The 15,022-nt window shown below is 74.3% G+C and carries 10 protein-coding genes; 4 read left to right on the top strand and 6 right to left on the bottom strand.

What is annotated here, in order from left to right:
* The first annotated feature begins 69 nt into the window (after positions 1 to 69).
* From AC07GB_RS05210 to AC07GB_RS05220, 3 genes are all read left to right on the top strand, one after another.
* A complete protein-coding gene (locus tag AC07GB_RS05210; RefSeq protein ID WP_478841871.1) occupies positions 70 to 1,758 on the top strand; it encodes a DUF11 domain-containing protein in 1,689 nt (562 codons plus the stop codon).
* Positions 1,755 to 3,845 (top strand): hypothetical protein, encoded by a 2,091-nt coding sequence (locus AC07GB_RS05215; protein ID WP_478841872.1) that lies wholly within the window; start codon positions 1,755 to 1,757, stop codon positions 3,843 to 3,845. The genes AC07GB_RS05210 and AC07GB_RS05215 overlap by 4 nt, the downstream gene beginning before the upstream one ends.
* Positions 3,846 to 3,932: 87 nt before the next feature.
* Complete coding sequence (locus tag AC07GB_RS05220; protein ID WP_478841873.1) at positions 3,933 to 6,053, top strand: isopeptide-forming domain-containing fimbrial protein; 2,121 nt, start codon at positions 3,933 to 3,935, stop codon at positions 6,051 to 6,053.
* A 74-nt stretch (positions 6,054 to 6,127) separates the two neighbouring features.
* Here the strand turns inward: AC07GB_RS05220 and AC07GB_RS05225 are convergent, their stop codons facing one another.
* From AC07GB_RS05225 to AC07GB_RS05235, 3 genes are all read right to left on the bottom strand, one after another.
* A complete protein-coding gene (locus tag AC07GB_RS05225; protein WP_478841874.1) occupies positions 6,128 to 7,399 on the bottom strand; it encodes a CynX/NimT family MFS transporter in 1,272 nt (423 codons plus the stop codon).
* 25 nt (positions 7,400 to 7,424) lie between these two features.
* Positions 7,425 to 8,180, bottom strand: a complete 756-nt coding sequence (locus AC07GB_RS05230; RefSeq protein WP_478841875.1) for a FadR/GntR family transcriptional regulator — start codon at positions 8,178 to 8,180, stop codon at positions 7,425 to 7,427.
* 85 nt (positions 8,181 to 8,265) lie between these two features.
* Complete coding sequence (locus tag AC07GB_RS05235) at positions 8,266 to 8,487, bottom strand: hypothetical protein (RefSeq protein WP_478841876.1); 222 nt, start codon at positions 8,485 to 8,487, stop codon at positions 8,266 to 8,268.
* 132 nt (positions 8,488 to 8,619) lie between these two features.
* Between AC07GB_RS05235 and AC07GB_RS05240 the strand changes: the two genes are divergently transcribed.
* Complete coding sequence (locus tag AC07GB_RS05240; protein ID WP_478841877.1) at positions 8,620 to 11,520, top strand: NACHT domain-containing protein; 2,901 nt, start codon at positions 8,620 to 8,622, stop codon at positions 11,518 to 11,520.
* A 22-nt stretch (positions 11,521 to 11,542) separates the two neighbouring features.
* On the opposite strand, the gene AC07GB_RS05245 is transcribed toward AC07GB_RS05240, so the two are convergent.
* The 3 genes from AC07GB_RS05245 to AC07GB_RS05255 form a co-directional block, all read right to left on the bottom strand.
* Positions 11,543 to 12,673, bottom strand: a complete 1,131-nt coding sequence (locus AC07GB_RS05245) for an FAD-dependent oxidoreductase (protein WP_478841878.1) — start codon at positions 12,671 to 12,673, stop codon at positions 11,543 to 11,545.
* A 113-nt stretch (positions 12,674 to 12,786) separates the two neighbouring features.
* On the bottom strand, positions 12,787 to 14,187 hold the full coding sequence (locus tag AC07GB_RS05250) for an amino acid permease (protein ID WP_478841879.1): 1,401 nt from the start codon (positions 14,185 to 14,187) through the stop codon (positions 12,787 to 12,789).
* 120 nt (positions 14,188 to 14,307) lie between these two features.
* Positions 14,308 to 14,961, bottom strand: a complete 654-nt coding sequence (locus AC07GB_RS05255; protein WP_478841880.1) for a cysteine hydrolase family protein — start codon at positions 14,959 to 14,961, stop codon at positions 14,308 to 14,310.
* Positions 14,962 to 15,022: the final 61 nt, after the last annotated feature.

Here is a 15,022-nt window from a genome sequence, read left to right on the forward strand (position 1 = left end):
AGATCTTGCGTTTCGGTCGGACCGGAACGGTGCCGCCTTGCCGTGCCCGATGTGAAGGGGTCTCTCTCGATGCGACACAACCTCAGAGGGCGTGCGGCTGTCCGCCGTTGGCCGCGTGGCGCGGTGGCGCTCGCGGCAGGTGCGGCGGCACTGGTCGCGCCGCCCGCGGCGGCGGTCACGGCGGCCGCGCTCGCGGCTCCGCCGGCACCGTCGCCGTCGAGCGCGCCACCCGGCCCGGCGGCAGGCCAGGCTTCAGGCCCGGCGGCAGGGCCGGCCTCAGGCTCGGCCTCAGGCCCGGCTTCTGGCCCGGCGGCAGGGCCGGTGTCCGGTGCGTCGGGGGCCGAAGTGCCGCCGTCGGTGTCCGCGCCCCCGCCCTCCGGTGACGCCGCGTCACCCCGCGCGGGCGCGTCGCCGTCGCCCTCGGGGCCCGTGCCCGCGTCCCCCTCGCAGGCACCGGCGGCAGCGGCCTCCCCCTCTCCGGCAGCGGCGGCGGCCTCCCCCTCGGGCCCGCCCTCCGGTACGCCCGTGCCCTCGGCCTCGGTGCCCCGCACGGGCTCCGGGGCGCCCCGGCAGGGCCCGCAGGCGTCGCCGCGTGAGGCGTCGCCCGCCCGCACGTCCGCCCCGCCGAAAGCCGCCGCTCCCTCGCGGTCGGGCCCGCCCCCGCGCACCCCGGGCACCCCGCGCGCCCCGCGTGCTCCCCGCGACGAGGCTGAGCCCCGACGCATCGGCGCCGCCCCCCAGGCCTCAGGCCCGTCGTCGTCACCGTCGGCCCGGGCCCCCGAGCACCGGGGCCGCCCCGCCTCGTCCTCCAGGGCCGACCTGGAGGTCCGGTCGCGCCCCGGGGCGGGGCCGGGGCGGCGCGCGGCGGGTGCGGCTCCGGGGCCGGACGGGGTGTACTCCTACCGCATCACCGCCGTCAACCACGGCCCCTCGCAGGCCGTCGGCGTCACGGTCCAGGACCGGCTGCCCCAGGCCCTCGTCTTCGTGTCGTCGGCGGACGGCTGCACCGCGAGCGGACGGACCGTCACCTGCGGCCCGCTGCCCGAGCTTGCCGTCGGCGCGTCCCACACCTGGGTCGTGACCGTGCGCCTCGCCGACGACTACGAGGGCGACGGCCGGGACATCGTGAACCTGGCCTCGGTGTCCTCCCAGACCCGCGACCCCGACGCGAGCAACAACACGGCGTCCGTGACCGGCCTGCCCGTCCCGCCGGACTGGGCCCGCGCCGACCTCTCGCTGACCAAGACGGCCGTGCTGCCCGGCGGCCGCTCCTGGGTCCGCCCGGGGGAGACCTTCACGTACCGGATCACCGTGCTCAACCACGGCCCCGGCACCGCACGCGGGCTGCGGGTGACCGACCCGCTGCCCAAGGGGCTGCACTTCGTCGGCTCCCCGGACGGCTGCGCCCCGGACGACGGCGGGCGGCTGATCGTCTGCCCGGGCCCCGACCGCCTCGCCTCGGGCGCTTCGGTCTCGTACACCCTCACCGTCCGCGTGGCGACGGCGCGGACCCGCCACCTCGGCAGGATCGAGAACGTCGCCACGGTGACCTCCACGACGAGGGACCCGGACCCGAGCGACAACCAGAACCAGCCGTACACGGTGTACGTCAAGACCGGCGAGCACGGCGAACTGCCGGACACCGGCGGTGACGTGCCCGCCTGGCTCGGCTGGGTCGCGGGCGCGGCGGTGGCCTGCGGCGGCCTCCTCGTGGCGGCGGTCCGGCGCCGCGGGACGGGCCGGGGGCCGCGGCGGTGACGGCCTCCCGGCGTCCGGGGCCGGGGCGGCTCACCGCCCTGCTGCTCGCGCTCGGCACGCTCGGCGCCCTGGTCTGCGGGGCGCTCGCCCCGGCGGCGGCCTCGCTCGCGCGGGCGGAGCTGGCCTTCCCGGTCCACGAGAGCTTCGACAACGGCAACGACCTGGGTACCGCCACGGGCAGCGCCTCCTACTCGGACGGCTGGCTGCGGCTGACCCCGGCACAGGCGTCCAGGGCCGGTTCGTGGCAGATGAAGGACGCCTTCCCCACGAGCCTCGGCATCGTCGCGGAGTTCACGTACGCCACCTACGGCGGCGCCACCTTCGACGGCAAGCGCGGCGACGGCATGGCCTTCTTCCTCGCCGACGGCTCCGCGGCCACCGGCACCGGCGCGCTCGGCGGCGCCCTCGGCTACGCCTGCGCGGGCAGCGCGATCCGCTGCACCAGCAGCGGCGTGCCCGGCGCCTTCCTCGGCGTGGGCCTCGACGAATTCGGCAACTTCTCGTCGAGCATGACCGGCGCGAGCGGCCCGGGCACCCAGGCCAACAAGGTCGTGCTGCGGGGCGGCGGCAGCGGCACCACCGGCTACCGGTTCGGCACGTCGGCCAGCGGCCCGGGCGGCACCGTGGAGACGGGCAGCCGCGCCAAGTTCCGCACCGTGCGGATCGCGGTGCAGCCGAAGGACGGCAAGGCCCTGGTGTCCGTCTGGTCGGACTCCGGCCCCGACACCGCGTTCACCAAGCTCATCAGCGACTACGACGTGTCGACCATCACGGGCCAGCCGTCGCTGCCGTCCACCCTGCGCGTCGGCTTCTCGGCGGGCACCGGCGGCGCCACGAACAACCACGAGGTCGGCGACCTCAAGATCAACGTCCCGACGGACCTGAGCCTCGCCAAGTCCGGCAAGCCCGCCACCGCCGCGGCCGGGAGCAGACCGGTCACGTACACCGTCAAGGTCACCAACAGCGACGCCAACGCGGTGACCGGCGCCGCCGTCAAGGACGCGGCCCCCGGGCTCACCGACGTGACCTGGACCTGCTCCGCCGACACGGGCAGCGCCTGCGGCAGGGCGTCCGGGACCGGGCCCCTCGACACCACCGCCGACCTGGCGCGCGGCGGCTCCGTGACCTACACCGTCACCGGCACCGCCCCCGCCCAGCCGACGACCCTGACCAACACGGCCACGGTCATCGCCCCCGGCAACCGCACCGACACCGACCCCGCGGACAACACCGCCTCCGCCTCCACCGCCGTGACCGCGCTGGCCGACGCCTCCGTCACCAAGGCGGGCGTCGGGCCGGGCCCGGTGCGGCCGGGCGAGGAGTTCGAGTACCGGATCACCGTCCGCGACAACGGGCCGTCCGACACCGCCGACGTGCGCGTGGCCGACACCCTGCCGACCGGTCTGACCTTCGTGTCGTCCGGCGACGGCTGCACGGCCTCCGGGCGTGCCGTCACCTGCCCCACCGCGGCCAGGCTCGCCGCGAGTGCCACGGTGTCCTGGACGTTCCGCGTCAAGCTCGACGCCGCGTACCAGGGCGACGGTGCCGACCTCGGCAACGTCGCCAGGGTCACCCACGCCGTCACCGACCCCGACACCGCCAACAACACCAGCACGGCCGCCCTGCCCCCGGGCGGGGTGCGGGCGCCCGCCGCCGACCTCGTGACCGTCAAGCGCACGACGACCAGCGCGACGGTGGCACCCGGCGAGGAGTACGCGTACTCGGTGACGGTCACCAACAAGGGCCCGTCCGTCGCGCGCGCCGTGCGGGTCACGGACCCCCTGCCGACCTCGCTCACCTTCGTGTCGTCCGCCGACGCCTGCACGGCGGCGGGCCGCACGGTCACCTGCGGACCGGTCACGGCCCTGGCGCCGGGGGCCTCCACGTCGTGGACGTTCCGGGTGCGGCTCGACGCGGGCTACAGCGGCGACGGCACGGACGTCCTCAACGGCGCGACGGCGGCCGCCGACACGGCCGACCCCGACACCGGCAACAACAGCGGCAGCGCCACCGTGCCCGGCGGCCGGGTCGAGCCCCCGACCGCCGACCTCGAACTCGGCAAGACGGCCGAGAACACCCCCACTTGACGGGCCCCGCCACGGTGGCGGGACACCTCCCCTCGCGCGTCCGTACAGCGGTGTACGTGACCGGAGCACGAACGGAACCGATGTGAGATGAGTACGACACGACATCGCCGACGCGCCCTCGTGGGCGCGGCGGTCGCCGCGCTGATCTGCGCGCTGCCGCAGTGGTCCGGCCAGGCCCCGGCGCGGGCGGCGGCGCCGTCCGGCTCCGCGCCGCGGGTGACCACCCAGCTGAGCCGCGCCCTGCCCGCGGCGGGCCGGGCGGACACCCCGCCCGGCGGGCTGATCACGTACACGCTGACGGCGAAGAACAACGGGCCTTCGGTGGCGCGCAACGTGACGGCTTCGGACACGCTGCCCGAGGGCATGTCGTTCGTGTCGTCCGCCGACGGCTGTTCGGCCAGCGGCCGTACGGTGACCTGCGGCCCCGAGCCGCAGCTCGGTGTGGGCCAGACCAAGAGGTGGACGTTCCTCGCCCGCCTGTCCTCCTCCTACCAGGGCGACGGCTCGGACCTCGGCAACAGCGCGTCGGGCACGTCGGACGCCACCGACCCCGACCCGGACAACAACAAGCCGGACCCGGTCACGCCGCCGGGCCCCTTCACGCCCCAGTCGGACGTGTCGACGGTGAAGACCGCCATCGGCACCGGCCCGACCGTGCCAGGACAGGAGTTCGAGTACGAGGTCCAGGCCTACAACGCGGGCCTCTCGGACGCCCGCAACGTGACCGCCACCGACACGCTGCCCGACGGCATCACCTTCGTGTCGTCGGCCGACCCCTGCACGGCCTCCGGGCAGCGGGTGACGTGCGGCCCGCACGCGAAGCTCACCCCTGGTGCCTCCGTGACGTGGACGTTCAAGGTCAAGCTGAGCGCCGCCTACCAGGGCGACGGCTCCGACCTGCGTAACACCGCGACGTCGACCTCCGACTCCAAGGACCCCGACCTCAGCAACAACACGAGCAGGCCGGTCCTCCCGCCGGGCGGCGTCTCCGATCCCCAGGCCGACCTGTGGGCGGGCAAGGAGCCCACGACCACCACGCCCATCGCGCCGGGCGAGACCTTCGAGTACGCCGTGACCGTCACCAACGACGGGCCCTCCCGGGCGCTGAACGCGCAGGCGACCGACACCCTGCCCGCCCGCCTCTCCTTCGTGGGCTCGGCGGACGGCTGCACGGCCTCCGGCCAGGACGTCACCTGCGGGCCGCAGGCCGTCCTGGAACAGGGCGCGTCGAGGACCTGGACGTTCACCGTCCGCCTCGACTCCGAGTACACCGGCGACGGCAGCGACATCCGCAACACCGCGACCGTCTCCTCGGACACGGCGGACCCCGTCCCGGCCAACAACACCAGCGCGGCGGCCGGCCTTCCGGGCAGCAAGGTCAACAAGCCCACGGCCGACCTGGCCGTGACCAAGACGGCCGTCGGCGACACCGCGCCGCGCCCCGGTGAGAACTTCGACTACAAGATCACCGTCACCAACAGGGGCCCGTCGGCCGACGCCTACAACGTCAGGCTCACCGACGACCTGCCCGTGGGCCTGTCGTACGTCTCCTCGTCGCCCTCCGGGTGCACGGTCTCCGGGCAGGTCGTGAACTGCCGGCGCACGACCCCGCTCAGGGTCGGCGAGACGGTGGAGTACACGCTGACGGTCAAGGTCGACCCCGCCTATCAGGGCGACGGCAGCGACATCAAGAACACCGCGCACGTCACCGCCGACAACATCGACCCGGCCAGCGACAACGACACCGACACCGCGGGACCGCCCGACGGCGGGGTCGCGGCGCCCTCCGCCGACCTGGCGATCGTGAAGAGGCCCGCGACGGACGAGCCCGTCGCCCCGGGCGAGACCTTCGACTACACGGTGACGGTCACCAACAGGGGCCCGTCCCAGGCCGAGCAGGTCCAGGTGTCCGACGTCCTGCCCACGGCGCTCGGCTTCGTCTCGTCGGACGACCCGTGCACCGCGGGCCGCACGGTGACCTGCGGGCCCCTCGCGACCCTGGCGCCGGGCGCCTCGGTGAGCTGGGTGTTCAAGGTGAAGCTCGCCGCCACCTACACCGGTGACGGCGACGACCTCGACAACACGGCCACGGTGTCGTCGGCGACCAAGGACCCGGTCGCCGGCAACAACTCCAGCACCACTGGGCCTCCCGGAGGCAGGGTCACCAAGCCGACCGCCGACCTGGAGGTGACCAAGCAGACTCCCTGACGTCTCCCGGACGCCGAGGTGAAGCCCTGTGGGGCGGGCCCGACCGGCCCGCCCCACAGGGCTGTCCGCACGCTCTACGCGGTTCCGCTCACGTGCCGGTCGCGGGCCGCGCCGAGGCCCACCACGACCTGCGGGACGAGCAGCACCAGGAGCACCACCACCGGGATCGTCCAGTCGTGGGAGGCGTCGTGCACGGCCCCCAGGATGGCGGGCCCTGTGGCAGCGAGGACGTAGCCGAAGCACTGCGCCATGCTGGACAGCTGCGCGACGTGCCGGGCGTCCGGGGCCCGCTGCACCAGGAAGAGCAGCGCGAGGCTGATCGCGGCGCCCTGGCCGAGCCCGAGCAGGCTCATCCACACGTAGGCGCCGCCGACCGGGGCGGCGAGCAGCCCGGCGTACCCGGCCGCGCACAGCACCGCGCCGAGGGTCGACAGCAGGCCGGAGCTGAGCCGCCTGCCGACGATCACCGGGGTCACGAACGAGCCGGTGATGCCGAGCAGCGCCGAGAACGACAGCATCCACCCGGCGTCGCCCGCGCTCATCCCGGAGTCCTGGAGCAGGGTCGGCAGCCAGGCCGCGGCGGCGTAGTAGTTCAGGGACTGCAACCCCATGTACGCGGTGACCTGCCAGGCCAGGGGCGAGCGCCACAGGCCGCGCACCGGGTGGGCCGCCTGCCGGGCCGCCGCCGCGCCGACGCGGGTGCGCGAGCGCACCTGCGGCAGCCACACCACGAGGGCGAGCGCGGCGAGCACGCCCCAACAGGCGAGGGTGGTCCGCCAGTCCATGCCCGAGGCGTCCCGCACCGGCAGGGTGACACCGGCCGCGAGCGCGGCGCCGCCGAACAGCGACATCGAGTACAGGCCCGTCATCAAGCCCGCGCGGGCCGGGAAGTCCCGCTTGATCAGGCCGGGCAGGAGCACGTTGGCGACGGCGATGCCCGCGCCGATGACGACCGTGCCCGCGAACAGGGCGACCACCGAGTCCAGCATCCGCAGCGCGGTGCCCGCGCAGATCAGGGCCATGGTGCCGAACAGCGAGCGCTCCATGCCGAAGCGGCGGCCGAGCCCGGGCGCCACCGGCGCGAGCAGGCCGAAGCACAGCAGGGGCAGCGCCGTGAGGAGGCTGGTGGCCGTGGCCGACATGCCGCTGTCGTCCCGGATGGTGTCCGCGAGCGGGGAGACGGCGACGAGTGCGGGGCGCAGGTTCAGGGCGAGCAGGACGACGCCGAGCCCGAGGTAGAGCGCGCGGCGCCCGGTGACGCCGGGCGGGGCCTGGCCGGGTGCCGTGCCGGTGGTGTCGTCGTCCCGCGCCACGGTGGCCGTGGCGGCGGGCGCTTCCCTGCGCATGCCGTGTCTCCTGAAGGGTGGGGTGTCAGTGGGTGGGCGCGGGGGTGTCCGCGCCCGCGTCGGCCGTGCCGTCGGCGTCCGCGCCGTCCAGCGGCTGCTCGCGCAGCGCGGCCATGCCCTCGGCCAGGTGGGCGAGGACGGCGGACTCGGCCGCGGCGGGGTCCCGCGCCTCGATGGCGTCGAGGATCGCCCGGTGGCCCCCGATCTGGTGCCGTACGGAGTCCGGGACCGGGGCGCCCACGACCGACTGGAGCGTCGAGCGCATCGCGTCGCTGAGGTGCCCGTACAGATCGGCGAGGACGCTGTTGTGGGCGGCGGCCGCCACCGCGCGGTGGAAGGCCATGTCCGCGTCGATGAACGCCTCGATGTCACCGGCCTCCCAGGCCCGGCCGCGCTCGGCGAGCGCCGACCGCAGCACGGCGAGGTCCTCGGGGGTGCGGCGCTCCGCCGCGTACCGCGCGGCGTCCCGCTCCAGGGACGCGCGCACCTCGTACGCCTCCAGGTCGCCCGCCTCACGCAGCCGCCGCTGCACGGCCGCGCCGAGGCCGCTGCTGGCGCGCACATAGGTGCCGTCGCCCTGGCGGGGTTCGAGCATCCCGGTGTGCACCAGGGCGCGGACGGCCTCCCGCACGGTGTTGCGGCCGACGGAGAGCTGCTCCACGAGCTGCGGCTCGGCCGGGATCTTCGCCCCGACCGGCCACTCGCCGTCGGCGATGAGGCTCTCCATCTGGGCGATGACGAGATCGACGAGGTTGGTCCGTGCGGTGGTGCGCAGCGGCATCGGCGGGGGCCTCTCTGCGGGGCGGGTTCGTGGACGTACGTCTCCTCTGGGCGCCCAAACATGGGAACATCCCATGTTTGGGGTGTCAAGCGGCCGGGCCCGCCCACGGCAGGCACAGGGCGAGCAGCGCGGTGGCCAGGGTGAGCGCCGCGCCGAAGGCGGCGCCCGCGCGCAGCAGGGCGGCGGGCACGGAGGCGCCGTCCCAGCGGGCGAGCAGGGCGGTGGTGACGGCGACGAGGGCCGCGGTGAGCACCGCCGCGACCAGCGCGAGGGCGATCAGGGCCCAGGGGGCCTGGGTGGAGTTCATGAGGGGGTTCCCTTCCGAGGGGAGCGGGTGTCCGGTGGAAAGGAAGATGTCCGAAGTCCCGTACGACGACGTTCGGTTGGACCAAGATGAACGGATTCGGACGACGAGGGGGCGCAATCCGTGGAGGGGCCGGTGGGGGCGAGCGAGGACGGAACGGAAGCGCTGGCGGACCTGAAGAGGCGGCTGCGGGACCTGCGCGCGCGGCGGCGCCTCTCGATGATCACGCTGTCCCGGCGGGCCGGGCTCGGGCGCACGACCGTGAGCCAGGCCCTCAACGGCGCGGGCGTGCCGAGCGACGCGACGGTGGCGGCCCTGGCCGTCGCGCTCGGCGCCGAACCGGAGGAGCTGCTGCGCCTCCGGGACCGGGCCGTCCCGCCCGCCGCCCCTGCGGACGGGCGGGAGCGGTTCGAGACCTGGTACCGGCAGTACGTCGCGCACCGGTACGGGCAGCTCTCGGTGATCGGCCTCGACCTGTCACGGCCGGAGCGGAACTGCTGGCCGCTGGACGCCGCGTACCTCAGCCTGGAGTTCGCCACGCCCGCCCACGGACTGCCCCCGGGCGCGCTCGCCGGTGGCCGCGCCGACGGGACGGCGATGAACGTCGAGCGGGCGGAGCAGGCTCTCGCGGGACGCTCTCGGGTCCTGGTGCGCGGCCTCGCGGGCAGTGGCAAGACCACCCTGGTGCAGTGGCTCGCGGTCGCCACGGCCCGCCGCGAACTGCCCGCAGAACTGGCCCACTTGGCGGAGCGCGTGCCCTTCGTGCTGCCCCTGCGGACGCTGGTCCGGCGCGGTGAACTGCCCGCCCCGCACGAGTACTTGGCCGCCACCGGCTGCCCCCGCGCGGGCGCTCAGCCGCCCGGCTGGGCCGACCAGGTCCTCCTGGACGGCCGGGGGCTGCTGCTCGTCGACGGCCTCGACGAGGTGCCGCAGGCGCAGCGCGCCCGGACCCGGCAATGGCTGCACGAGCTGCTCGCGGCCTACCCGCGCGCCGCGTACGTGGTGACGACCCGGCCCTCCGCCGTGCCCGAGGGCTGGCTGGCCGACGGCGGCTTCGCCGAGCTGACGGTGCGGCCGATGGGCAGCCGGGACGTGGCGGTGTTCCTGACCCGCTGGCACGACGCGGCCGCCGCCGGCGTCCCGACCGGGCCGGAGCGCGCGCACCTGGCCGCGCTCGGGGATTCCCTCAAGGACGCGGTGCGCTCGCAGCGCGAGCTGTCCCGGCTGACCACGACGCCGCTGCTGTGCGCCCTGGTCTGCGCGCTCCACCGCGACCGGCGCGGCCATCTGCCGCACGGCCGCATGGAGCTGTACGGCGCCGCCCTGTCCATGCTCCTCCACCGGCGCGACCGGGAGCGCGACATCGAAGCCCCCGAGGGCCTCTGCCTCACCGAGCACCAGAGCGTCCAGATCCTGCAACGCCTGGCCTACTGGCTCATCCGCAACGACCAGTCCGAGCTGGACCAGGGCACCGCCGTCGACCTCGTGGCCGACGTGCTGCCCGCGATGCCGCACGTGGCCCGGCAGGCGGACGCGGAGGCCGTCCTCGCCCATCTCCTCGCCCGCTCGGGTCTGCTCCGCCGGCCCAGCGCGGACACGGTCGATTTCGTTCACCGCACGTTCCAGGACTACCTCGGCGCCAAGGCCGCCGTCGAGGCGCGAGACCTCCCGCTCCTCGTCCGCAACGCCCACGACAGCCGCTGGGAGGACGTCCTCCGCATGGCCGTGGCCCACGCCCGCCCCGCCGAACGCGCGACCTTGCTCCGCCGCCTGATCGCCCGCGGCGACCGCGTGGCCAAGCACCGGGTGCGGTTGCACTTGCTGGCCACGGCTTGCCTGGAGTACGCGACGGAGCTGGACCCGGGGGTGCGGGTGGAGGTGCGTCGGCGTACGGAGGGCTTGCTGCCGCCGCGCAGCGGCGCGGAAGCGCGGGCGCTGGCCGCGGCCGGGCCTGTCATCCTGGACCTGCTTCCCGGGCCGGACGGCCTGGAGGACGACGAGGCGGAGGCGGTCGTCCGCACCGCCGTTCTCGTCGGGGGCGACGCCGCGCTGACGGTGATGAAGAAGTTCCGTGCGAGTGCCGTCGAGGACGTGCAGATCGCGCTGCAGAACGGCTGGTACAACTTCGACGCGACCGACTACGCCCAGGAAGTGCTGAGTCTCCTGCCCGGCCTCAGCCACGTGTCCGTCCAATCGAGGGAGCAGCTCGCTCTGCTGCGCATCCTGCCGTCGCCTCAGCGCGTCTACCTGCACGGCGACGTCCCGGCCCGCGACATCGCCGAAGCGGTCGCGTCGGACGAGCTGCGTTGGCTCTATCTCGACAGCAACTCCGAGCTGCTGGAGGCGGGGTTCCTTCGTGTTCTTCCCCGCTTGGCCCACGTGAGCCTGGCCAGTTGCCCCAACCTCTCGGACTTCTCCGCGCTGGCTCATACGACCATCAGGAGCTTCGACCTCACCGGAAGCCGGGTTCAGTGCGCTGAGGCACTCCGTCATCTCCCGCAGGTGAGGCATCTGGGCCTGCATACGGACCTTGAACCCGGGGGCCTTCGCACGCTGCCCGTCCACGCGGACCTGGAAAGCCTCAGGCTCGGGGAGGACACCTGCACGAGTCTGGGGACGCTGGAGGGGATCGAGCGCTGGCAGAAGCTGACCGCTTTGAACCTGTACGGTTTCGTCGACGGACTGCCGCTCGTATCGTCCCTTCCGCGGCTGGATCTCCTCATGTTGCAGGCCGATGCCAGTGCGTCCATGCTCGAACGACTGCCCCCATCAGCGGACATCCGGCGGTTGCGGCTGAACTGCCGCGACGGCTTCGGCGATCTCGCCCGCGTACGAAGGGCTCTGCCCCGCCTCACGACGTTGCAAATCACGTGCTCGGACGGGCACCGGCAGGTCGACCTCACCCCCTTGCGCGGCATGCCGGACCTCACCGTCACCCTCTACGACGCAGACGAAGTGCTCGGCGCCGAGCACTTCCCACCCGGCGCCATCACCCGCCACCCCCGCCCCCGCACCACCTCCGGCCACGGCTCATGACCCGCCCCGCCGCCCCGACGGCTCAGCGCCCGTGGCCGGTGATCAGCTCCAGCATGGCCTGGCCCGCGCCGTTCTCGAAGTCGATCTCGTGGTCCTCCATGCCGTCGAGAGGGCCGGGCTCGGCGCTCCGGGTGAACATGGCCGGCTCGTAGGCGTCGAGCGCGGCCTCGATGTCGCCGGGGTGCGCGGCGACGGCCCGGCCGAGTTCGGCGCCGTCGAGCATGGCCAGGTTGGCGCCTTCGCCGTTGGGGGCCGCGAGGTGGGCGGCGTCGCCGAGGAGGGTCACCCCCGGCACCCGGTTCCAGCGGTGCCCGTGCGGCAGGGCGTACAGGGGGCGCAGGGTCGGCGCGACATCGCTGTCGGTGATCAGCGCGGTGAGCTGGGGCGCCCAGCCGTCGAACTCCCGGGCGATCCGAGCGGCGGCCCCGGCGGGGTCGGTGAAGTCGATGGCGGCGAACCAGTCCTGCGGCTCGGACAGGCCGATGTAGGCGTGGAGCGTGCCGCCCCTCTCGCGGTGCGTGAAGATCTCCCTGCCCGGCGCGGGCACGATCATCGACCCCCCGCCGGCCGCCTCCGCGGTGGCGGGGTGGCGGTGGTCGGCGTCGAACAGATAGGTCTCGACCACCGACTTGCCGATGTAGGCGGGCGTGACGGCGGTGAGCAGCGGCCGGACCCGGGACCACGCGCCGTCCGCGCCGACCAGCAGGTCCGTCACGACGGTGTCGCCGTCCGCGAACGTCACCTCGTGGCGCCCTCCGCCGATGGCGCGGACGCCGGTGGCCTTGTGCCCCCACCGGACGGTGCCGGCCGGGAGCGAGTCGAGCAGGATCTGGCGCAGTTCGCCGCGCTGTACTTCGGGGCGTCCGCCCGTGCCGTCGTCGGCGACCTCGCCCTGGACGGAACCGTCCGGGCTGAGGATCCGCATGGCCTGGCGGCCCTCCAGGACGATGCCCTGGAACTCCGCCATCAAGTCGGCGGCGGTGAGGGCGATCTGGCCGTTGTAGTCGTGGATGTCGAGCAGTCCGCCCTGTGCGCGGGCCGTGGGGGAGGGCTCCGCCTCGTGGACGGTGGCCGGGATGCCGTGCAGGTGCAGGACGCGGGCCAGGGTGAGTCCTCCGAGTCCGGCGCCGATGATCGTGACGGGCGTGGGCATGGGGGCTCCTCGGGGTCGGGTCCGCCCGGTGCTCTCCGGGTGGCTGTCCTACCAAGGTGTCGCGTCCCGCCGACGAGCCACCGACAGCGGGCCTACAGCGTCCGACAGCGGGCCTACAGCCCCGGCTGCCCGCGGCGCCGTCTCACCTCGTACGCCCCGAGTACGACCGCCACCGTCACCAGGCTCAGCCAGAACTGGGCCCGGCTGTCCGGCAGGAAGGCCATCGCGAGGACGACCGCGCCCATGGCGGCGATCGTGAGGCGACTCAGCCAGGGGTAACCCCACATGCGCAGGGTGAGCCGGTCGGGGGCCTCGCGCTCCAGGGTGCGCCGCATGCGCAGCTGGGCGACGGCGATCGCCAGATAGACGAAGAGCGCGATGGCGCCGTACGAGTCGATGAGGAACTGGAAGACGACGTCCGGGGAGATCCACGCCGCGATGACCGACGCGTAGCCGACGGACGTGCCCGCGAGGATCGCGCGACGGGGCACACCGCCCCGGCTGAGCCGGGTGAAGCCGCGCGGCGCGTCACCGCCGCGGGTGAGCGCGAACAGCATCCGGGAGGAGGTGTAGAGCGCGGAGTTGAGGCAGGACAGGACCGCCACGAGGACGACCGCGTTCATGACAGTCGCCGCCGCGGGCACGTCCAGGCGCTCCAGGACCGCCGCGTACGGGCTCACCTCGACGGCCTCGTCGGTCCAGGGGACCACCGCGACGACGACGAGGATGGACAGGACGTAGAACGCGACGACCCGCAGCACGATCGACCGGATCGCCGCGGCGACGGCGCGCTCGGGCTCGGTGGACTCCGCCGCCGCGATGGTCACGATCTCCGCGCCGGTGAAGAACCCGACGCACGGTACGACGGCGGCGAGCACCGCGCCCACGCCCTCGGGCGCGAAGCCGCCGTGCGCGGTGAGATGGCCGAGGCCGCCGGACGCGTCGGGCCAGAGCCCGAGGACGTACAGCGCGCCCAGGAACAGGAACACCACGATGGCGAGCACCTTCACGGACGAGAACCAGTACTCGAACTCGCCGAAGGAGCGCGCCGAGACCATGTTGGTCGCCGTGAGCAGGGCCATCAGGATCAGGCTGACGGCCCACAACGGCGCGCCGGGCAGCCACAGCTGGATGATCCGTCCGCCGGCCACCGCCTCCACGGCGACCACGATCACGAAGAAGTACCAGTACAGCCAGCCGACGGCGAACCCGGCCCGGGCGCCGAGCGTCTCGCGCACATGGGCGTAGAAGGAGCCGAGCGCGGGCCGGGCCACCGTCATCTCGGCGAGCATCCGCATGACGAGCACGGTCAGGACACCGGCGGCCAGGAAGGAGAGGACGGCCGCGGGCCCGGTCTGCCGCACGACCACGCCGCTGCCGACGAAGAGCCCGGCGCCGATCACCCCGCCCAGCGCGATCAGGTTCATGTGCCGCCGCCGGAGCCCCCTCTCCAGACCGCCCTCGCCGGGTGTGGGGGTTGGTGGGGCCGGGGTGTTCCGCGTGTCCGTACTCACGACAGGCGAGGCTAGGCGGCCAACTCTGCGGGGGTGTTGCCGCGGTGTTGCGGGTCCGTGGAGGCGGCCGGGGGGCCGGGCTGCCGTGCTGCCGGGTCGCCGGGCGGGGGCCGGGCGGGGTCAGGCGGCGGCTCCGGTCAGCCGCGCGCTGATCTCCGCCGCGTCCAGGACCAGGGCGAACCCCTTGCGCAGCACGGCGAGTTCCGGCTCCTGGCGGGTCTCGTCGTCGGTCGCGGTGACGTCCGCGCCGAACACCACGCGGTAGCCGCGCTCGTACGCCTGGCGTGCCGTGGTGCCGCAGCAGTAGTTGGTGAGCGTGCCGGTCACGATGACGGTGTCCCGGCCGAGGTTGCGCAGGATCGTGTCGAGCGGGGTGTCGTAGAACGCCCCGTACGACGGCTTGCGGATGACCACCTCGTCCGCACGCGGGTCCATCTCGTGCCACACCCGCGCGGGCCCCGGCCTGGTCCACCCGCTGTCGCCGTGCGGCAGGTACCGCAGCGCGTGCGGGCGGTCGAGGGCGAGGTGCGTGTCGTCGAAGACGGTCCAGACGACGGGCACGTCCGCCGCGCGGCAGTGCTCGACCAGGCCGCGCAGCCGGGGCGCCATGCGCGTGGCCGCCGGCACCCAGTACGGGCTGAAGCCGGGGCGCACGAACTCGTCCTGCATATCGATGACAAGGAGCGCCGAGCGCTCGGGGCGGACCGGGAAGGACGCCCGCCCGCGCTCGTAACCGTCCCTGGCCCGCGCCGTCACCCACTCCTCGGTGAACACCGTCGCACCTCCACAGCTCGTCATGGCTCGAAACGAGGTACCTCGTTTCGAGGTGGACGAT

The organism is Streptomyces sp. NPDC045778 (assembly GCF_056431945.1).